The sequence below is a fragment of the uncultured Tenacibaculum sp. genome (genome assembly GCF_947494125.1).
Lineage (GTDB): Bacteria > Bacteroidota > Bacteroidia > Flavobacteriales > Flavobacteriaceae > Polaribacter.
Genome location: NZ_CANLTU010000002.1, coordinates 286,098 through 305,892 on the forward strand (window position 1 = coordinate 286,098; position 19,795 = coordinate 305,892).

General features: G+C 29.2%; 17 protein-coding genes. 7 read left to right on the forward strand and 10 right to left on the reverse strand.

Annotated elements, in window-relative coordinates:
* Positions 1-549 precede the first annotated feature (549 nt).
* The gene (locus Q0881_RS04740) at positions 550-717 is read right to left on the reverse strand and encodes a hypothetical protein (protein ID WP_299157327.1); all 168 of its coding nucleotides are present in this window, start codon (positions 715-717) and stop codon (positions 550-552) included.
* 243 nt (positions 718-960) lie between these two features.
* Between Q0881_RS04740 and Q0881_RS04745 the strand changes: the two genes are divergently transcribed.
* Entirely contained in the window at positions 961-1,092 is a 132-nt protein-coding gene (locus tag Q0881_RS04745; RefSeq protein WP_299157328.1) for a hypothetical protein, read from the forward strand.
* 719 nt (positions 1,093-1,811) lie between these two features.
* On the opposite strand, the gene Q0881_RS04750 is transcribed toward Q0881_RS04745, so the two are convergent.
* The 3 genes from Q0881_RS04750 to Q0881_RS04760 form a co-directional block, all read right to left on the reverse strand.
* The gene (locus Q0881_RS04750; RefSeq protein ID WP_299157330.1) at positions 1,812-2,540 is read right to left on the reverse strand and encodes a DUF4328 domain-containing protein; all 729 of its coding nucleotides are present in this window, start codon (positions 2,538-2,540) and stop codon (positions 1,812-1,814) included.
* A 636-nt stretch (positions 2,541-3,176) separates the two neighbouring features.
* Positions 3,177-3,749, reverse strand: coding sequence for a hypothetical protein (locus tag Q0881_RS04755; protein WP_299157331.1), 573 nt, complete (start codon positions 3,747-3,749; stop codon positions 3,177-3,179).
* Between the two features lie 1,334 nt (positions 3,750-5,083).
* Complete coding sequence (locus Q0881_RS04760; protein ID WP_299157332.1) at positions 5,084-5,215, reverse strand: hypothetical protein; 132 nt, start codon at positions 5,213-5,215, stop codon at positions 5,084-5,086.
* Between the two features lie 130 nt (positions 5,216-5,345).
* On the opposite strand from Q0881_RS04760, the gene Q0881_RS04765 reads away from it, so the two are divergent.
* Positions 5,346-6,284, forward strand: coding sequence for a hypothetical protein (locus tag Q0881_RS04765; protein ID WP_299157334.1), 939 nt, complete (start codon positions 5,346-5,348; stop codon positions 6,282-6,284).
* 720 nt (positions 6,285-7,004) lie between these two features.
* Here Q0881_RS04765 and Q0881_RS04770 read toward each other — a convergent pair.
* Entirely contained in the window at positions 7,005-7,355 is a 351-nt protein-coding gene (locus Q0881_RS04770; RefSeq protein WP_299157336.1) for a helix-turn-helix domain-containing protein, read from the reverse strand.
* A 127-nt stretch (positions 7,356-7,482) separates the two neighbouring features.
* Here Q0881_RS04770 and Q0881_RS04775 point away from each other — a divergent pair, with 127 nt between their 5' ends.
* From Q0881_RS04775 to Q0881_RS04785, 3 genes are read left to right on the forward strand one after another with little or no spacing between them, the layout of a single operon-like run.
* Positions 7,483-7,815: a nitroreductase family protein gene (locus Q0881_RS04775; protein WP_299157338.1), complete on the forward strand. Its 333-nt coding sequence runs from the start codon at positions 7,483-7,485 to the stop codon at positions 7,813-7,815.
* A 25-nt stretch (positions 7,816-7,840) separates the two neighbouring features.
* Positions 7,841-8,110: a nitroreductase family protein gene (locus Q0881_RS04780; RefSeq protein ID WP_299157340.1), complete on the forward strand. Its 270-nt coding sequence runs from the start codon at positions 7,841-7,843 to the stop codon at positions 8,108-8,110.
* A gap of 33 nt (positions 8,111-8,143) precedes the next feature.
* Positions 8,144-8,746, forward strand: a complete 603-nt coding sequence (locus Q0881_RS04785) for an NAD(P)H-dependent oxidoreductase (protein ID WP_299157341.1) — start codon at positions 8,144-8,146, stop codon at positions 8,744-8,746.
* 390 nt (positions 8,747-9,136) lie between these two features.
* Here Q0881_RS04785 and Q0881_RS04790 read toward each other — a convergent pair whose 3' ends face one another.
* The 4 genes from Q0881_RS04790 to Q0881_RS04805 are packed head-to-tail and all read right to left on the reverse strand — an operon-like array spanning position 9,137 to position 15,100.
* Positions 9,137-9,859: a YebC/PmpR family DNA-binding transcriptional regulator gene (locus tag Q0881_RS04790; RefSeq protein ID WP_299157342.1), complete on the reverse strand. Its 723-nt coding sequence runs from the start codon at positions 9,857-9,859 to the stop codon at positions 9,137-9,139.
* 58 nt (positions 9,860-9,917) lie between these two features.
* Positions 9,918-11,915 (reverse strand): DUF3352 domain-containing protein, encoded by a 1,998-nt coding sequence (locus tag Q0881_RS04795; protein WP_299157344.1) that lies wholly within the window; start codon positions 11,913-11,915, stop codon positions 9,918-9,920.
* 18 nt (positions 11,916-11,933) lie between these two features.
* Positions 11,934-13,562, reverse strand: coding sequence for a carboxyl transferase domain-containing protein (locus tag Q0881_RS04800; RefSeq protein ID WP_299157346.1), 1,629 nt, complete (start codon positions 13,560-13,562; stop codon positions 11,934-11,936).
* Between the two features lie 59 nt (positions 13,563-13,621).
* Positions 13,622-15,100 (reverse strand): helix-turn-helix transcriptional regulator, encoded by a 1,479-nt coding sequence (locus Q0881_RS04805; RefSeq protein ID WP_299157348.1) that lies wholly within the window; start codon positions 15,098-15,100, stop codon positions 13,622-13,624.
* A gap of 150 nt (positions 15,101-15,250) precedes the next feature.
* Between Q0881_RS04805 and aceB the strand changes: the two genes are divergently transcribed.
* Together aceB and Q0881_RS04815 are read left to right on the forward strand one after the other, a co-directional pair.
* Positions 15,251-16,846 carry a malate synthase A gene (gene aceB / locus Q0881_RS04810; protein WP_299157349.1) on the forward strand — a complete coding sequence of 532 codons (1,596 nt, stop codon included), beginning with the start codon at positions 15,251-15,253 and terminating at the stop codon, positions 16,844-16,846.
* Between the two features lie 86 nt (positions 16,847-16,932).
* On the forward strand, positions 16,933-18,561 hold the full coding sequence (locus tag Q0881_RS04815; RefSeq protein ID WP_299157350.1) for an isocitrate lyase: 1,629 nt from the start codon (positions 16,933-16,935) through the stop codon (positions 18,559-18,561).
* A 176-nt stretch (positions 18,562-18,737) separates the two neighbouring features.
* Here the strand turns inward: Q0881_RS04815 and Q0881_RS17865 are convergent, their stop codons facing one another.
* Complete coding sequence (locus tag Q0881_RS17865) at positions 18,738-19,697, reverse strand: bifunctional helix-turn-helix transcriptional regulator/GNAT family N-acetyltransferase (RefSeq protein ID WP_366139554.1); 960 nt, start codon at positions 19,695-19,697, stop codon at positions 18,738-18,740.
* Positions 19,698-19,795: the final 98 nt, after the last annotated feature.

Here is a 19,795-nt window from a genome sequence, read left to right on the forward strand (position 1 = left end):
AGTACTATTCTAATCCAATATTTTAAACGTTTTGTTTTTTTATATAAAAAAAGAACACAGGGTCATTGTTGCTGATTAGTAAGAATATTAAGGAAAGAAAAATTAAAGTTCTTTTCATAACATTAAAAGTTTTAATAAAGCTATAAACTTAAAATAAGTGTAGTTAAAATAAAAGCTCCCGAAGGAGCTGATAAAAAAGGGAATTAAATTTTTCATAACGATAAAATCGTTATTGTAATTTTTCAAATAAAATATGAGGGGTGCAAAAATATATACTACTGAAGAATAAGAGAGGTAAAAAACCGTAAAAAAAGTAAGGATAAGCCGTAAAATTTAAATAAGATGAGAAAACTTGTATTTTTGAGGATCTAGATTGCCTTTTCATTACAAGTTATTGATCCTTAAAATAAAAAAAAAGTATACTAATTATGTGTTGTTTACAATAAGTTAACTGCTAATGAGTATTGAATTTTATATTAAAAATTTAGAAAACGAATATTAAAACAAGTGTAAAATAAAAAAGCGAACCGAAGCTCGCATTTTAAAAATTTAATCCCATAAACCACAGCAGTGAGGATTAATAGGTAAAAGACAAATAGTTGCTTCTCTTGGTAATGGAACACATAATTCATTAACAGCAGGGTCTCCACCACCATTAATCGATTGTTGTTCAGTTTTGTTTAAAGTTGAACCTAAGTTTGAAATGTTCTTTAACATGATATAAATTTTTAAGTTTCTCAAACTTAGAGATAAATAAAAAAAAAGAGTTAAAAAAAACCGTAATAAAAGTAAGGTTTCACCTTGTTTAACTAAAATCATTAGAATAATTATTGATTTAAACTGTTTATTAAAAATAATAATTTTGATGACTTATAAATATGAACTATTAATGAGTATTGTTTTTTTATTTCTTTATAGTTGTAAAAAGACCTAATTCTTCAAACAGGTGTATCATCTAATATGAAAGGATATAAAATTGCTTTTGGAGATACTAAAAAAATATACCTAATGAATCCAGACGGAAGTAATGTAGAAGAATTAGTAGATGCTAGCCCAGTTTTGGGATATGTTTCATGGGATGAGAAAGCTTAGTATGTGTATTTTTCAAATACCAAAGGAGAAAATAAAAATCAATCTATTAGGAATTTTGATAACAACAAAATTATGTTCTCTTTGAAATTGGAGGTGAAAATAGAAAAAGAGGTATGGCTAAATATTTAACAAGTAATACATATGGTATAAAATATATATTGAACCTTTCGGGTTGGCTATGACATCTTATACTAAATGTTAGAATTAAAATATTATCTACCACAGATCAACATCTAATAAGTGTTGTTTTTTAGGTCAAAAATTTAAGGATATATATATTAAAATAAGTGTAATAAAAAATGCTCCTTCAGGAGCATTTTTTCACTAACTATTAAAAACTGAATTTTCTGAAAATGTGTTTTAAAAATAAAGAGTGCTTAAAATAAACACCCTCTATTTTATTTAATTCAAGGGGTACACGTTTGTTTAACTAGTTATGATGAGTTTACCCTAATTGATTAACATTTATTTAAGATAATATTAACAAAATGATAGTTAAAAGTAAAATAAAGAAAAACAGTAGTACGAATAATAAAAAAGAACCCACTCAAAGATTGAGTGGGAAATTGCTATGAAAAAGAACTTAAGACGTCTCTTAAGTGATGCGAAATTACTTAGAGTTTAATAAATAAAAGAATAAAAAACCGTAAAAAAAGTAAGGTAAAACCGTAAAATAAATATTTTCAGATTAAAGTATGAATTAATAATTTTCCATAGGTTTATTTAAATACAATATTCCCGCCAGATTTTTTTACTTCTGTAGCTAGTTTTGTTTCCATTTCCGAAAGTTTATATACGATCAATATAACTAGTAAAGCTTCTGGTATTTGCATAATATCCGATATTATTAATGCTTGAGCCCCTTCAATTAATTGATCAATTGTACTGTCTTTAAACGCGGTTTTTAATACATACTTTCCTATAAAATTTGAAAAGATAAAAAATGTCCACCATAGTCCGATTATTAGACCACCACTTTTTAAAACATAAGAAGAATTATATTTTTTTATTTTTTCTTGAGTTTCTGTCCAAATCTCATTCATAATTTGAACAGGACGGAAAAGAAAAAGAATAGGAACAAACCAAGACCAAACCGCTGTTGATTCACTGTGTTTTATATAACTTATTTTTAATCGGTGTAAATTTCCATATGCTCTTCTGAACCAGTTTAAAAATACAATTATTGAAGCTATGTGTAAACCAGTTTGTAATAATCCTATTATCATTTGCATTAAATCACTTGCATTAACATCAATTTCATCAATAGAGTTTCCTTGTTGTACACTTTTAAGAAGGGATAACTCAAAGTATCCAGAAAGAAGACTAACAAATAATAAACTAGTTAATGCCCAAAAGACATTTATTAATATTTTGGCTCTTTTAGAGTTGTCCCATATTTCAATTTTTTTAGCTAAGTTTTCAGTTGTTGTATTTTCTATTTCGTTCATTTTTATTTAAAGTAAAGTGATTAGTTGTTAGTATTGTATAAGATAAAGTTTATAGATTATAAGCTTGTATAATTTATATGTGTGTTCTAAAGAATATTTTAAATGTGAGAGTTCATAGCAGATGCTAAATTAAATAAAATATAGCTATTTTATAAATCTAAATTTTAAATAAAGAGATCCCAAGATTCTTATTATATATTTTTTTTTAATAAAGTATAGCTTTTGTTAGCAATTCTCATTTTTCTCAGAAATAGCTTCTGCTAAAGAGGTAAAAAAAATGGAGTTAATATTGGTAGTTTTCAAATAAAGTTATTACAAAAAATTGAAGAATTAACTTTGTATACTATCTCACAAGAGAAAGAAATTAAGGGACTGAAAAAGCAAAATTCTATAATTGAAAAACTAGAAGAAGAAAATAAACTTTTGAAATCTTTAGTAGAAAGAATTTCAAAAATAGAAAAGAAACTAGAAAGCAAAAACTAAGAACATTATGGCTTATAATAAGGCAAGAAACCCATTAAATTGAGGTTTATATAAATTGTTTTTAAAAATATATATTTAAAACAAAAGCTCCTTAATTAAGGAGCTTTTTTATGTCAAATAAAATAAATATTTTTATAAAAGTAAATTAATGATTTATATTCTTTCAAATACATAAGCAAAACTATATTCACCTACATATTCAGAACCTGTAGAGAAAACCATTCTGTCTTCGGTTAATTCAGATAAACGATAAGAATCTATACTTGATATAGTAGAAGTTTCACCATTTATATTTTTAATTCTTGTGTATTTTAACACTAAGGTAATTTCAATTACAGTTTCACCATTAAGTTTATAAGGAACATATAAAAGTTTTCCTTCAAAATTTTCTGCGTCACTATTTGTTTTAAAACAGCGATTATTACCTAAATCAATTTTAAGATTCTCTACACTTGCATTTGTTGCAGAAGCTTTAAAAGTATAAACATCGTCAGATACACAATCATTATTTAATACAGTAGGGTAATTCATTTGTTCTTGAGGGAGAATTACATTTGTTAATTTCCAAGATTTTTCACTTCCTCCATGCATTTTTACTAGATCTGTAGCTTTAAAATCAGTAATAATAACTTTTGAAGCCTCTAAATTATCGTCAGTCTGACAATTAGCAAAAGTTAAAGCCATAGTTAACACAAATAGTGTTTTTTTAAAAGTTTGAATTTTCATTTACATTTTGATGTTTATTGATTATTTTTTCTCTTTCATTTTACAATTTGCATGCCAAAACTATCTTTTTAAAATCAATAAAAAAAATGATAAACAATAATTTGTAGAGAAAAATATATGGCTAAATTTGGTGATTTTATGAAGAAAATTTTGTTTTTAAATTAGTTTTAAATCCTTTATTATTTAACATAGTTCTTTGTTATCTATAGTTTTATTTGTTCTTAACTTTCTCAAATTTAATAGCAGCATAAATTCTACAAATTCTGTAAATTTCATTCTTGTTTTCTTTTAGTAGTTTTTCAAGAGTATCTTGTAAATTATTTATGTATTTAAAAGTGTCAATAAAAGAGTTGTTAGCTTATTTTTTACCGAATTGTTTCTTGCCAATTCGAGATAAAACTAACTTAATAAAATAAGACTAATTTTTTGTATGCTTAACCTAAGATAAGGTAAGAAACAATCATGACTGTTGCCCAAACAAAGCTGTTAATAATTATTGTGTTGCTTAAAAGCTGTTTAGTTTTTTTCATATTCTTGAAATTTAACGTACACCTATTTTAAGGTGTTTCTATTCTTTTAATAACAAGTTTTCCTGTTTATACAAACTCTCGAGCCAAAGTATAAAACTCGCAACTTATTTATGCAAACTCTCGACCCAAAGTATAAAACTCGTAACTTATTTATGCAAACTCTCGACCCAAAGTATAAAACTCGTAACTTATTTATACAAACTCTCAACCCAAAGTATAAAACTCGTAACTTATTTATACAAACTCTCAACCCAAAGTATAAAACTCGTAACCTATTTGTACAAACTCTTGACCAAAATATAAACCAAAGTTAATTTTTTACTAAGCTGTCTTATTGAGCAAATATGGTAGTATATAAAAAAGAAAAGAAGCAATCCCTATAATAGGTAATACTTCTTTTCTAAAAACTAACTAATCAATCAAACTATATAATGAAAAAAACAAAATCTTAATTTATACTTCAAAGATATAGAAGGAGATAAGTTAATATTTTGAATTTTAGGTAAAGAGTATTAAAGTATAGATGAGAGGAGTTTTTCTGCAAACTAAGTAAAATAAATCTTTGATATTTAATTATAAAAAGAAAACCCTCTATTTTTGATAGAGGGTTTTATATAAGGTATAAAAAAGAGTCTATTCTTCTATTGAGTGATAAACTTGGTTTACATCATTTAGAGGTCTTAAATAGCTTACTTTACTTGGGTTTTGTAAGTTGTTTAATATTATTTGGTTTATTATTTTAGTTTTCAAACGCACTTTTTAGAATAAACAAACATTAAAATTAATTTAATTATTGGATTATTATTAACTCAACCATTTATAAATTAAATATGCGATGCCGCAAATTGCTATAAAAAAGATGCCAGCAGAGGCAGGAAATGGTTCTTTATTTTTATAGTACTCATAATAGTCTTTGTATTTCTTAGGCCATTTCATTCTATAAAGTTAATGAATTTAAAATAATAGTAGTTATCCGACACTTTAAAAACGGAAAAAGTTCATAGACATAATTGTGGGAAGTAAAAATATGTACTTTTGTTTTTCTAAATTTTACAAATAAATTATTATGAAAAAAAAAATTGCTATTATAGCTATGTTAGGTGCTAGTATATTATGTAAAGCTCAAACTATTGAATATCCAATAAAACAAGAAAGTCAGAAAATAAATAATAGTCCTTGGTATGGATTAGGACAGAGTAATGTGATATTTCGAAACACAACATATTCTGCAATGCAGTTAGCCGGGTATTATGGAGTTTTATTAAAAACAGGAACAGGTAATTTTGCTTTTGATTATCATGGAAATTTAGGAATTGGTACTATAGCCCCTGAAGTTAAATTACAAGTTCAAGGAAGTCCCGCAAATGGTATTGTAGGTACTGAAGAAATATTTAAGATAGGAAGGTCTATAACAAGTGGAGCTTCTTTTCAACAAGCAGCATCGTTTAAGTTAGGAAGATATGCAGTTCCTGGTGGAATTTACGAATCGTTTACACGTCTTGATATAGCTTTAAAAGGGAATACTGCATCTTCAGATTATAATACAGATGTAACAGTTATGACATTACAAAACAATGGTAATGTAGGAATAGGAACAACAAATCCAGGAATATGGAAATTAGCCGTTAATGGAGCTATTAGGGCTAAAGAAATAAAAGTTGAAACTGGATGGTCTGATTTTGTCTTTTATGATGATTATAAATTACCTACGTTAGAAGAAGTAGAAAGACATATTAAAGAAAAAGGGCATTTAAAAGATATTCCAAGTGCAAAAGAAGTTTCTGAAGACGGAATTTTTCTTGGAGAGATGGATTCTAAATTATTACAAAAAATTGAAGAATTAACACTCTATACCATTGAACAAGAAAAGAAAATAAAATTCCTTGAAAATCAAACAAAAGAAATTGAAGAATTAAAAAAGCAAAATTTTAAGATTGAAGAGCAACAAAAGAAAATTGAAAAGTTAGAAACTTTAGTTAATAGATTATTGAAAAATAAAAAATAAGCATAACTATTTATAAATATTACTTACCACAGATCAACACCTAACAAGTGTTGATTTTTTTATGTCAAAAACGTAGAAAATAAATACTAAAATGACTGTAATTAAAGAAGCCCCCAAAAAAACAATCACAATGGGTGTATTGAAAGATCATTTATTTTGAGAACTCCTCATTGTTAGACGCACAATTATAAGAATCTTACACCTAAAAAATAAATAATAGATGAAGTGACATATTTTTTAAGTAAAAAAGAAGTAATTGCAGCTATGAAGCAAGGAAAAAAAAGTAACTCATGAGGCTTTTCTGATAACGAACAGATATCCATGAATAAAAGAAAGATGGTTTTTGTTCTGATTTACTTAAAGCAGAACCTAAATTTGAAATTTTATAAATGCAAAGGATAAATGTATTAAAGTAAAACAAAGTGTAGATAATAGGAACTTTCTACAAACTAAGTAAAATAAACCTTTGATTATTAATTAAAATAGTTGGCTGCAATATCCATAAAGTAGATAAAGAAGTATTTCATCTGAAGGAGCTACATTAAACATCTTTTCATCATGTTATTGAATGTTTAATCTGCTTTCTTTGTCAATTTACTCAATCTTTTCTTGCTTCGATTCAGACATTTTTCTTGTTTCAAAAAAAGCCTTGATATCAGCCAAGGCAACATATTCTGTTGTTACAGAAATTAAATCTAGTCATTGTTCATTTAAACAAAATTAATCCTCTGATTTATTTCCGGAAGATTCAGCTTTATATTTATCAACTAAATACATTCCCCAACTACCAATAGAATTTAATATAGGGAGCAGTTCTTGTCCCTTGCTGGTCAGGCTGTATTCTACCCGAGGAGGAGTTTCAGCGTACGCCTTTCGTTCAATCAGCTTATCCCGACGTAATTCGTTTAATTGTGTGGTTAAGACTTTTCTGGATATTCCAGGTATGATAGCATCTAGCTGGCCAAAACGTTTGTTCGATCCATCTAAATAATAAATGATAAGCGGTTTCCATTTCCCTCCTATTACAGACAAGGCTTGAGTTAAAGGACAAAGGGGTTGACTACATTTCATGTTTTCAGTATTAGTTACTTGGAGATTACTAGTTTTTTATCCAAAATCACAACAATAGTTACATTAAGTAACTTTTATTAGTAACTTTGCGTAACAAATATAATAATAAAATTTAAAGAAAAGAGCAATGAGTGTAATAGAATCACTAGAATGGAGAGCCGCGATTAAAAAATTTGATTCGGAAAAAAAGGTTGAGCAAGAAGATCTTGAACAATTATTAAATGCAGCAAACCTTGCAGCTACCTCAGGTGGACTACAACCATTTAAAGTAATTGTGGTTAGTGAAGGAGAATTGAAGTCAAAACTTGAACCACATGGGTATGGTCAGGAACAATTTGAAACCGCTTCTCATATATTGGTATTTGCTGTGGAAACAAACATCAGTGATGAAACGGTTGACACCTATGCCTCCAGAGCTGCTGAGATAAGAGGGAAAGGAAAAAATGATTGGCTATGCTGATTCAATGAAGATGTATATTAATTCCATGGATGATGCGGCCAAAATAAACTGGGGTAAGAACCAAGCTTACATATCTCTTGGAACAGTGCTGGCCGTTGCTGCAGAAATGCGCATAGACACATGTCCAATGGAAGGGTTTGACCCTTTTAAGTTTACAGAAATTCTTGACTTAGAAGCAAAAAACTTGACACCTGTCTTGGCTTTGCCAATAGGATACCGATCGGTAGAAGATGTTCACTCTAGAGAATTGAAGGTGCGTAAAGAGAAAGAAAACTTTATAGTAAGAATGAGTTAGAATAAAATAAGATACAATTAAATAATATAAAGTATGAAAATATTAAAAATCAATTCAAGTGTGCAATCTGCAGATAAATCTGTAACCAGGCAATTAGTGAGTAAACTAATTTCTTCTATTTGTTCAACCAATGATGAGATAATAGATAGAGACCTTACAAAGGGAGTCTCTTTGATAACAGGGGAACTTATTGGTGCTTTTTACACTCTGCCAGAAGATAGAACGGATGTCCAAAATGAACTATTGAAAGAGTCAAACCGACTTATAAATGAAGTGAAAGAGTCTGACGTTATTGTGATGGGAATACCTATTTACAATTTTTCAGTACCTGGATCTGTTAAGGCTTATATAGATCTTATATCAAGAACGGGAGTCACTTTTAGTTATAATGACATGGGGCAGGTTACTGGGCTTCTTGAAGATAAAAAAGTATATATTATCGTTGCAAGTGGTGGTACGGCATTTAAAAGTGAAGCGGATTTTGTATCTGACTATATGAAGCACATGTTTTCTTTTTGGGGTATTACAGATGTTCATTTTATTGATGTTACGCAACAAATGACAGGAGAAAACATACTTGAAAAGGCTAATGAAACTATTGCAAATTATAGTATAGAATATACAAATATGACCTAATTTATTTTACTATATATATTGTATTGTTGTTATAAATTTGTAAAAGCCTTTTAGTTGAAACGCCTTTATTATTGTAATAAATTTTTAGAACCTTGTTCTTTAGTTTGTTTATTTGAGCATTAAGATTTTCTTCTAAAGGAAGCCTTTTGATTGATTAAAACGGAGACCTTGTTGTCAATATATTGAATATCATCTGTAGAAGTGAAGAATCTTAGTCTAATTGCTTGGGTATTATTTTTCTTTTTATAGCTTCTTATTTGAAAGTTAAAATTCATCAATTTAGAATTGGATCATTTTTTAACCAACAACAAACAATTATAACCAAACAAGAAAAATAAAACCCTCTAGTAAAATAGAGGGCTATAGTCGTATTTGTTTAAAAAACTAAGTTTATTCTTCCATGGAGTGGTAAACTTGGTTTACATCATCGTCTTCTTCTAAACGTTCTAGAAGCTTGTTAACATCTTCTTTTTGCTCGTCAGAAATAGCAGTGGTGGTTGTAGGAATTCTTTCAAACTCAGAAGAAAGAATTTCAATATTATTTTCTTCTAAGTATTTCTGAATAGAACCAAATTGTTCAAAAGGAGCATATAACATAACCGAGTTGTCTTCCTCGTCAGCAAAAACTTCTTCCACCTCAAAGTCAATCATTTCCATTTCAAACTCTTCTAAATCCATTCCTAAAGAGGCTTCAGTAACTTTAAAGTTTACTACATGGTCAAACATAAAAACAACAGAACCAGACGTCCCTAAGTTACCATTACATTTATTAAAAGAAGCACGTACATTCGCAACGGTTCTATTATTGTTATTTGTTGCGGTTTCAACTAAAACTGCAATACCATGCGGAGCATAACCTTCAAACAATACTTCTTTGTAATTCGCAGTATCTTTATCCGAAGCTTTTTTAATAGCACGTTGTACGTTGTCTTTAGGCATGTTCGCAGCCTTCGCATTTTGTATAATAACACGTAAACGAGAGTTTGTTTCAGGGTTAGGACCTCCTTCTTTAACCGCCATAACAATGTCTTTACCAATTCTAGTAAAAGTTTTAGCCATAGCAGACCAACGTTTCATTTTTCTTGCTTTCCTAAATTCAAATGCTCTTCCCATTTCTTAAAAATTATGTTTACGCAATGGCAAATGTAACTATTGCGTTAAATATTTACAATTAAAATCTTTTTTTGAAAATTAAATTTCCTTTTTTGTCACTATAGGCACGCCATATACCCGTTTTTTTTCCGTTTTTAAACTGCCCTTTTAGTTTTAAATTACCGCTAGAATAATAAAACTTAAAATCACCATCCAAAGCACCATCATCTAATTCAACTTCAAACTTTAGTAGCTTATTATCATAATATTCTTTGTATTCTTTCGCACTTAAATCAGAAGGATTTATAGCTTGAATTGTAAAAATAGTTTCGGCAGTTTCAATTATTACAGAATCTTTTTCTGGAACTAACTTTTTATACAATTCTTCTTTTAAAGCAGTTTCACTTTTATGATGATTAGATAATTCTTCGGGAGATTGATAAGAAAGCGTAATATTACTTTCAAACAAATCACCTTTAGAAATAAGTTGAATACCAACTTGAGAAAAAGAATTAAAGTATTTTTTATTCTTTTTAAGTTGTACTTGTGTTGTTCTATCTAATAAACTTAATAAATCATTATAAGAGTTCTCAGTTTCAACGTAGGCAAACACACTCGATTTATTTTCAAAATGATAATTAAACTCTTCAAATCGTTCAGATTCGGCTAGGGTATATTTCACTAAGTGATTATTAATAATTTCTTTTAAAGAGTTAGGACTCGTACTAAATACTACAAAATCATCAATAATAGTAAAATAAGGTTTTTCCATTTTGGCAAAGGTTTTACCAGCCAGCATTTTAAAGAAGCCTTTTAAATCAAAAAAATGAATAGGATATCCTTTGTAATTTATTTGTTTAAATTTTAAAGGCGTATTTTCTTTAATCTTAGCAAGAATAAAATCTAAATTTTCTTTAGCATCATCAATATCAACAGCTTTAATAACAGCGGCTATGTCTTTTTTATTCTTAGATAAATTAGAATTAAAATGTAGCAAACCAACTTCGTTACCAATCCAACTATAAATATGCTCTTTAACATCAATTTCTAATTGGTCTTCAATGCTTTTAAGTTGATCAGTATAGGTTTTAAAAGTAGCAGTATTCTCTTTTTCTAAAGTTTCTAAATTTGCATGGAAATCATCAAAATTTTCAAAAGAAAAACTTAAGTATAAAGAAGTATTTCTAGGAGCTATTGTAGCAATACTGCGTTTGCCTTTACCAGATTTTTGAATGGCTTTTAAAAAGGTTTGTGAAGTCTGATTAACATTGGTGTAACCAAGTGCTTGTAGCGTAACCCCTTCCATAATAGAAATGTCAAATCCAGAATAAAACAAGGCACTTTTAATATTTTTAAAACTTTTTAAGTTAGAAGCATCGGTAAAACAAGCTAAGTACTTATCAAAATACTTGTATTGAATGTATACGTTGAAAAAACCGTCATTTTCAGTTTCTTTTTTTACTTCAACAAAATTAAGATCACGACCAATTACGGGTTCTAAATATTGATTAATAGATTGCTCAACCAATACATGTGTATATGAAGCAATTAATTGATTTTTAATAAAAGAGAGATGAAGCGTTTCTCTAGTACTTTTATTGTAAAGCTCAATAATCTCATGATTTTTATATAGTCTTTGAGTAACCTTAAAATTATGATCAGCTAATTTTTGAATGGCACTTTTTAAAAAACTAAGTTTTGCTAGTTTTTGAAGATCAACTACATATAACAATCCGTATTTTTTAGCTTGATAACTATGAATAGAAATTAATAAATCACGTTCGCCAATAAAATCAATTACACCTTTCTGATCTTTAAAAAGTTTATTAAAACCATTAACATCTTTGGTAACTTCTTTAAAATAAGAATTGGTTTGAAAATGCTTCCATATAGGACTAGAACTTATTTCATCCCAGGTATCAATAGGTCTTTCAGTTTCTAAAACAATAGCAGCATTCTCGGGAATTAGATAAATAGGGTTAATATTATCTTCATCAGCTAAAGTAAAAATGTAAGCTTGGTAGCCTAAAAAACTAAAAAGGGCTATTAGAATAGCCCATAAAATCTTTTTTTTCATAAGTAGTTATATGCAATATTATACTTGAATAACTCCCAAATTAAAAGGTTTTTCAATAGGAGCGTGGTTCGCAGCTTCAATCCCCATAGAAACCCAAGTTCTTGTATCAAGTGGGTTAATAACGCCATCTGTCCAAATTCTTGCAGCAGCATAGTATGGAGAAATTTGGTTATCGTAACGCGACTTTATTTTATTAAATAACTCAGCTTCTTTTTCAGGAGTAATTTCTTCTCCACGCTTTTTTAAGGAAGCAGTTTCAATTTGCAACAAAACTTTAGCAGCAGAGTTACCACTCATTACGGCTAATTCAGCACTAGGCCATGCAGCAATTAATCGAGGGTCATAAGCTTTACCACACATAGCATAATTACCAGCACCGTAAGAATTACCAATAACAATAGTAAACTTAGGAACAACAGAGTTAGACACAGCATTTACCATCTTAGCACCGTCTTTAATAATACCACCGTGTTCAGATTTTGAGCCAACCATAAATCCAGTAACATCTTGTAAGAAAACTAAAGGAATTTTCTTTTGATTACAGTTTGCTATAAAGCGCGTAGCTTTATCAGCAGAGTCATTGTAAATAACACCACCAAATTGCATTTCACCTTTTTTAGTTTTAACTAAAGTACGTTGGTTGGCAACAATACCTACAGCCCAACCATCAATACGACCATAACCAGTAATAATAGTTTGTCCGTAACCTTCTTTATATTGATCAAATTCAGAATTATCAACTAAACGTTTGATAATTTCTAACATGTCATATTGAGCATTTCTTTCTCTAGGAAGAATTCCAAAAATATCGTCTTCATTTTCTTTTGGAGGAAAAGCTTCTTTACGGTTAAAACCAGCTTTATCATAATCTCCAATCTTATCCATTAAATTTTTAATGGTAGTTAACGCGTCTTTATCGTCTTTTGCTTTATAATCAGTAACTCCAGAGATTTCGCAGTGTGTAGTAGCTCCACCCAAAGTTTCATTGTCAATACTTTCACCAATAGCTGCTTTAACTAAGTAGCTTCCAGCTAAGAAAATACTACCAGTTTTATCAACAATTAAAGCTTCGTCGCTCATAATAGGTAAATAAGCACCACCAGCAACACAACTCCCCATAACAGCAGCAATTTGAGTAATACCCATACTGCTCATTACAGCATTGTTTCTAAAAATTCTTCCAAAATGTTCTTTATCAGGAAAAATTTCATCTTGCATCGGTAAATAAACGCCAGCAGAATCAACTAAGTAAATAATAGGTAATTTGTTTTCAATAGCAATTTCTTGCGCTCTTAAATTTTTCTTACCAGTAATAGGAAACCAAGCACCAGCTTTAACGGTAGCATCGTTAGCAACAACCAAACATTGTTTACCGCTAACGTATCCCATTTTAACAACCACACCACCAGAAGGGCAGCCTCCATGTTCTTTATACATCTCATCACCAGCAAAAGCAGCAATTTCAATAGATTTGGTGTCTTTGTCTAAAAGAAAATCAATACGCTCTCTAGCGGTAAGTTTTCCTTTTTCATGATGTTTGTCAATACGTTTCTGTCCTCCGCCTAATTTTACTTTTACCAAACGTTGGCGTAAATCTGAAGCTAAAAGTTTATTGTGGTCTTCGTTTTTATTGAAGTTAAGATCCATTGTAAGTTATTTGTTTTGCGTTTGCTAAAGTAAGAAAAACAGGGTAGAATACAAGGTGTTTATCGATGTGATTCTAGGATGCTTTCTATTGTTTTTTCTATTTCTAAATTTCTTAATTGTTTGTTTAAAATACGTGGTTCGGCTACTCGTTCATTACAATTTTTAACACCACAAGATTCACAAGTAACACCCACAGTTTTTTTAGTGAAAGTATCTTCTTTAAAGAATTGAATTTTTTTCTTTAAATGCGGAGATAATAATAAACCAATACTTACACTACGGTTAATTGAATCTTTAAAAGGATCTGAAGTAGCTGCAGATAATACGAGGTATTCATTTTTAGTATTTTCATAAGAAGATATTTGAATACTATAGGTAGATTTTTTAGTAGACGTCTTTTCTAAATCTTGAATAGTTTTTAAAGAAACCCATCTTCTGCAATAGTGTTCATTATTCCGGTTAGCGTGTGGTGTCTGTTGCTGTGTAATATGCAATTCTTTAGAGAGCCTAAATACAGAGGAGTTTTCTTTGTGTGTAAAGCGTAAAAAGAATAAGTTTTTTATATTAAAATGTTTGGGTAATATGTTGGTTAAACGTTGGTAGAAAGTTTCGTCAGAACAGTGAAAGCTTTTTATAATTTTATGCAATTGTATCGGTTGCCATTCTTGCAAAGAAAATAAATGCGTTAATTTTTTAATAAGATTATCTTTAGGAATAATAAGAGCACCAGCAAAATACGAAGCAATAAAATTATTTAAAACCTGATCGAAACTTTCAAACTTAATCCAAGGAAAGGTATACAAACGATTTTCAATATTTAAGTAGTTATAAGCAATTTCTTTAGCGTAAATAAAGGTTTTTTGGGCTTCATTAATATCATCGAAAATAAGTAAGGTTTTATTTTTAGGAATGTAGATGTTTCTTAATTCAGATAATTTTTGATGTTTAGATAACTCTTCAGTATTAATAGTATAACCATATTCTTGAATAAGTATATCTTCTAAATCTTTTGATTTTATTGATTTTTCTAAATTAATATGATACGCTTTGGCAAAAGAAATAACATTGTTTTCAATATCTTCAAAGTAATTATTATGCGCTTCTTGGTACGAACGTAAAGAAGCTAAAAAAAAACTCTCTCTAGTTAAATTATAATTTTGAGAAATTTTTATAATGGTACTTATAAAGGCATTCACTTTCGCAGGAGCATTGGCAACTATGTCAATTAAGTTATTCTCTTTAATACCAAAAAGATCTAAAGGAATCTCTTTTAATATTTTCGATTGTAAGATTTCACCAATAGGAGCTAAGTTTTTATCAAGCTTTAAAGAAACCAAATGATCGTAGGGAACTTCTAGTTTCTCAGAGAGAGTAACAATTTTATCTGTTTTAGGATATTTTTTTCCTTTTTCAATTTCATTTAAATACGATTTAGATAAACCAGTTAATTTGGCTAATCCAAAGAGTGATAGGTTTTTATCTGTACGTATTTGTTTTAGTTTTAATCCAAAAACAAGTCTAATATATTCTTCTTCCAAAGTGTTTTATTAAAAGATTCGTAATTCAAAGGTATAAAAATTAGCGAATTAATAAAAATTAGCAAAAAGTATAATTTTAGCGAACGTTCGCTTTTTGTTTCGAATTCTTTTTTATAATATTGAAGTATCAATAATTAAAAATAAGTTATTATGAATCAAGATGTTTTAGTCAAAGAAATTCAGTTTAAAGGTTTTGAAGAAGTTGCATATAAAAGTGTTTTAACAAAAGAAGCGAAAGCATTTTTAATTCAACTCCATGAAAGGTTTAATGCAAAAAGACTTCAACTACTAGAAGAAAGAGAAATTGAGCAAGCCTATTTTGATGCAGGCAATTTTCCGAGTTTTCCAGAAGAAACAAAAATTGTAAGAGAAGACAATTGGACTTGTGAGAAATTGCCAAAAGATTTATTGGACCGAAGAGTAGAAATTACGGGTCCAGTAGAAAGAAAAATGGTAATAAATGCATTGAATTCTGGAGCTAAAACATTTATGGCAGATTTTGAAGATAGCAATTCTCCAACAATAGCTAATATATTAGATGGACAAGTAAATCTTAGAGATGCAGTAAACAAAACAATATCTTTTTACAATGAAAAGAAGGATAAAACATACAAGTTAAATAAAGAAGTAGCAACCTTATTGGTTCGCCCTAGAGGACTGCATTTAAATGAGAAACATTTTGTAATAGAAGGAAAAGAAATGTCGGGTTCTTTGGTAGATTTTGGATTGTACTTCTTTCATAATATTAAAAACTTATTAGCAGAAGGAAGTGCAACTTATTTTTATTTACCAAAATTAGAACATTACCAAGAAGCGCGTTGGTGGAATGATGTTTTTGTATATGCACAAGATTATTTAGGTATTTCACAAAAAACAATTAAGGCTACTGTGTTAGTAGAAACTATAACAGCAAGTTTTCAATTAGATGAAATTATATATGAATTGAAAGATCATATGGCTGGATTGAATTGTGGGCGTTGGGATTATATTTTTTCTTACATCAAAAAGTTTAGAAATCATACAGGTTTTATAGTCCCAAACCGTTCGCAGGTTACTATGGGGAGTCCGTTTATGAAAGCATATTCGTTAAGAGTAATTCAAACATGTCATAAACGAGGGGTGCATGCAATGGGAGGAATGGCAGCACAAATTCCTGTAAAGAATAATGATGAGGCAAATAAATTAGCATTTACAAAAGTGTATAATGATAAATTGCAGGAAGTTAAAAATGGACACGATGGTACATGGGTGGCACATCCAGGATTGGTAAAAGTAGCAATGGATGTTTTTAACGAATACATGCCGAATGCAAATCAGATAGATAAAAAATTAGAAGATGTATCAATAACAGAAAAAGAACTTGTAGCATTACCTGAAGGAACAATTTCAGAAAAGGGTATAAGAGATAATATAAATGTTGGAATTTTATATATAGAATCGTGGTTAATGAAACAAGGAGCAGCGGCACTGTATAATTTAATGGAAGATGCTGCAACAGCAGAAATATCAAGATCACAAGTATGGCAATGGTTACATAAAAATGTATTATTAGAAGACGGAAGAACATTTACAAAAGATATGTACTTACAGTATAAAAAAGAAGAAATAAAAAAGATCAAAAGTTATGTAGGGGAGGCAAGGTATGCTCAAGGGAAATTTGAAACAGCCATTAAATTATTTGATGATTTAATTTTAAATAAAGAGTTTGTAGAATTCTTAACCTTACCAGCATATAAATACTTATAAACAAAAAAAAGCCCCACAAAATGCGGCAACATTTTATGGGGTAAGCTATTAATAAAATTAAATAACTTATTTAACAACACAAATTTATGAAAAATTTAGCGCAAGGAAGTTACAATTCAGCATTAGAAACTGTAATTAGCCTTAAGAAAAAGTACGGAAATACTTGGAATGCTGTAAATCCGGAGAATGCAGCAAGAATGGTAGCGCAAAATCGCTTTAAAACAGGCTTAGATATAGCAAAATATACAGCTGCTATTATGAGAAAAGATATGGCAGAATATGATGCAGATACGTCAAAATATACGCAATCATTAGGATGTTGGCATGGGTTTGTAGCACAGCAAAAAATGATTGCAGTTAAGAAGCATCATAAAACAACAAGTAAGCGATATTTATATCTTTCAGGTTGGATGGTAGCAGCATTACGCTCAGAATTTGGTCCATTGCCAGATCAATCAATGCACGAAAAAACAGCAGTACCAGCCCTAATTAAAGAAATTTATGATTTTTTACGTCAAGCAGATGCTATAGCCTTGAACGATTTATTTAAAAAATTAGAGAACGGAGAAGATGTACAAAGTGAAATAGATAATTTCGAAACACATATAGTTCCAATTATAGCAGATATTGATGCAGGGTTTGGAAATGAAGAAGCAACATATTTGTTGGCAAAAAAAATGATTGAAGCTGGAGCATGTGCAATTCAGATAGAAAATCAAGTTTCCGATGCAAAACAATGTGGGCATCAAGATGGAAAAGTAACAGTGCCTCATGAAGATTTTATAGCAAAATTAAATGCAATCCGATATGCTTTTTTAGAGTTAGGAGTTGATGATGGAATAATTGTAGCGAGAACCGATTCTGAAGGAGCTGGTTTAACACAGAAATTACCGGTAAGTCAAGAACCAGGAGATTTAGCATCGCAATATTTAGCATTTGTAGAAGCTGAGGAAATAGCGATAGAAAATGCGAAAGAAGATGATGTATTATTAAAAAGAGACGGAAAATTAGTGCGCCCAATACGGTTGTCTAACGGGTTGTATAAATTTAAAGAAGGATCTAATATAGATAGGGTAGTACTAGATTGTATAGTAAGTCTTAAAAACGGAGCGGATTTATTATGGATAGAAACGCCTACACCAAATGTAGATCAGATAGCACATATGGTAAATCGCGTAAAAGAAGAAGTGCCAAATGCAAAGTTGGTATATAACAATTCACCATCATTTAATTGGACATTAAATTTCCGTAATCAGGTTTACGATACCATGGTTTTAGAAGGAAAGGATGTATCCAAGTATGATAAAAATAATTTAATGGATGATATGTATGATGGATCAGAACTATGTGTTCGAGCAGATGAAAAGATTCGTACATTTCAAATAGATGGAGCTAGAGAAGCAGGTATCTTTCATCATTTAATAACACTTCCAACGTATCATACAACAGCACTTCATATGAACGATTTAACCGAAGGTTATTTCGGAGAAGAAGGAATGTTGTCATATGTAAAGGAAGTACAACGTAAAGAAATAAGAAAAGGAGTATCGTGTGTAAAACACCAAAGAATGGCTGGTTCTGATTTAGGAGATGATCATAAAACTTTTTTTGCAGGAGATAAAGCTTTAAAAGCAGGTGGAGAAAAAAATACATCCAACCAGTTTGAAGTAAACAAACAAATTTCTACAAATGAAGTTGTAGCAATAGAAGTATAAAGTATTTTACATTAATTATTTGTAAGTAAGTTTCCCGTTTGTGTGGTTTGTAAAAAGTTGTTTGTTTACATAACGGGAAATTTTACTGAAAAATTAAAAGAGATAAAGTTTATAATTCGCAGTTTATAAATTTTTGTATTTTGAAGTAAACTCCAGCATATCGCTGGAGTTTTTTGTTAGTTTGTTTTTAATTCCATTTTAATATTACCTCTCACATATGGTGAATTTTTTTCAACAGGTGTTTCAATAAAACCATATTTTCTATAAATATAAATTGCATTTTCAAGCTTTGTATTAGAGTATAAAACAAGTTTGTTGAATTTGTTTTCTTCGGCAAAATCAATACATTTTTGCATTAATTTCTGACCAATTTTATGACCTCTATGTTTAGGTGAAACAGCCATTTTAGTTAGTTCGTATACATTTTCTTCTTCCATAGGCATTAAAGCTACTGTACCTACGATATCATTGTTCAATTTTGCAAAAAAGATATGTCCGCCTTTGTCAATTATATATTTATTAGGGTTGCTTAAAACCTCTTCATCGTATGGTTCAACGTAAAAAAAAGTTTTTAACCATTCAATGTTTAAATCGTAAAAATGAGAAGCATATTCATTCTTAAAATTTTCAATATTTAAGTTGTGTTTTTTTATAGTATTCATTTCTATGTGTTCTATGATAGCTTTGCTAAAAGCTTTGGTGTTAAATTTTTCTTCTAATATATTTAAATGTTCTACTAAAGAGTTTGATGTTATAGAGGTGTATTCTTTAATAATTTGTTCTATACTATTCCATATTGGGGAGACATTTTTAATTAACTTTTTACCTTTATCGGAAAGAAATATTACTTTCTTGCGTTTATCAATTTTATCTTCTCTTAAAATAATTAACTCTTTTTTCAAAAGTTTGTTTACAACTTGTGTTGTAGCAGGTTGAGAAATATGTAAACTATTCGTTATTTCAGTATTGGTAACACCATTTTTGTTTTTTATTATTTTAAATGTTGGGAATAGGTAAGGGTCAAAATCAATATTATATTGATTATAAACCAATTGAGTTTCTCGCATCATATACTCACTTACTCTCTTTAAACGAGAGCCCATTCCAATTTCTCCAAAACCTTTTAATGCGTCCATATTATTTATAATAATTAATTATATAAGTACTTATGCAAATATATAATAATTTCTATATATTTAAGAAAGAGAAATATGAAATTTATTTACCTAGTAAA

What these genes read in the sequence shown, in the direction of transcription:
- Q0881_RS04755 (WP_299157331.1), bottom strand. Translation starts at nt 3,749, where the DNA reads ATGAAAATTCAAACTTTTAAAAAAACACTATTTGTGTTAACTATGGCT.
- Q0881_RS04745 (WP_299157328.1), top strand. Translation starts at nt 961, where the DNA reads ATGAAAGGATATAAAATTGCTTTTGGAGATACTAAAAAAATATACCTA.
- aceB (WP_299157349.1), top strand. Translation starts at nt 15,251, where the DNA reads ATGAATCAAGATGTTTTAGTCAAAGAAATTCAGTTTAAAGGTTTTGAA.
- Q0881_RS04785 (WP_299157341.1), top strand. Translation starts at nt 8,144, where the DNA reads ATGAAAATATTAAAAATCAATTCAAGTGTGCAATCTGCAGATAAATCT.
- Q0881_RS04815 (WP_299157350.1), top strand. Translation starts at nt 16,933, where the DNA reads ATGAAAAATTTAGCGCAAGGAAGTTACAATTCAGCATTAGAAACTGTA.
- Q0881_RS04760 (WP_299157332.1), bottom strand. Translation starts at nt 5,215, where the DNA reads ATGAAATGGCCTAAGAAATACAAAGACTATTATGAGTACTATAAAAAT.
- Q0881_RS04775 (WP_299157338.1), top strand. Translation starts at nt 7,483, where the DNA reads ATGAGTGTAATAGAATCACTAGAATGGAGAGCCGCGATTAAAAAATTT.
- Q0881_RS04740 (WP_299157327.1), bottom strand. Translation starts at nt 717, where the DNA reads ATGTTAAAGAACATTTCAAACTTAGGTTCAACTTTAAACAAAACTGAA.
- Q0881_RS04750 (WP_299157330.1), bottom strand. Translation starts at nt 2,540, where the DNA reads ATGAACGAAATAGAAAATACAACAACTGAAAACTTAGCTAAAAAAATT.
- Q0881_RS04765 (WP_299157334.1), top strand. Translation starts at nt 5,346, where the DNA reads ATGAAAAAAAAAATTGCTATTATAGCTATGTTAGGTGCTAGTATATTA.
- Q0881_RS04800 (WP_299157346.1), bottom strand. Translation starts at nt 13,562, where the DNA reads ATGGATCTTAACTTCAATAAAAACGAAGACCACAATAAACTTTTAGCT.
- Q0881_RS04780 (WP_299157340.1), top strand. Translation starts at nt 7,841, where the DNA reads ATGGATGATGCGGCCAAAATAAACTGGGGTAAGAACCAAGCTTACATA.
- Q0881_RS04790 (WP_299157342.1), bottom strand. Translation starts at nt 9,859, where the DNA reads ATGGGAAGAGCATTTGAATTTAGGAAAGCAAGAAAAATGAAACGTTGG.
- Q0881_RS04770 (WP_299157336.1), bottom strand. Translation starts at nt 7,355, where the DNA reads ATGAAATGTAGTCAACCCCTTTGTCCTTTAACTCAAGCCTTGTCTGTA.
- Q0881_RS17865 (WP_366139554.1), bottom strand. Translation starts at nt 19,697, where the DNA reads ATGGACGCATTAAAAGGTTTTGGAGAAATTGGAATGGGCTCTCGTTTA.
- Q0881_RS04795 (WP_299157344.1), bottom strand. Translation starts at nt 11,915, where the DNA reads ATGAAAAAAAAGATTTTATGGGCTATTCTAATAGCCCTTTTTAGTTTT.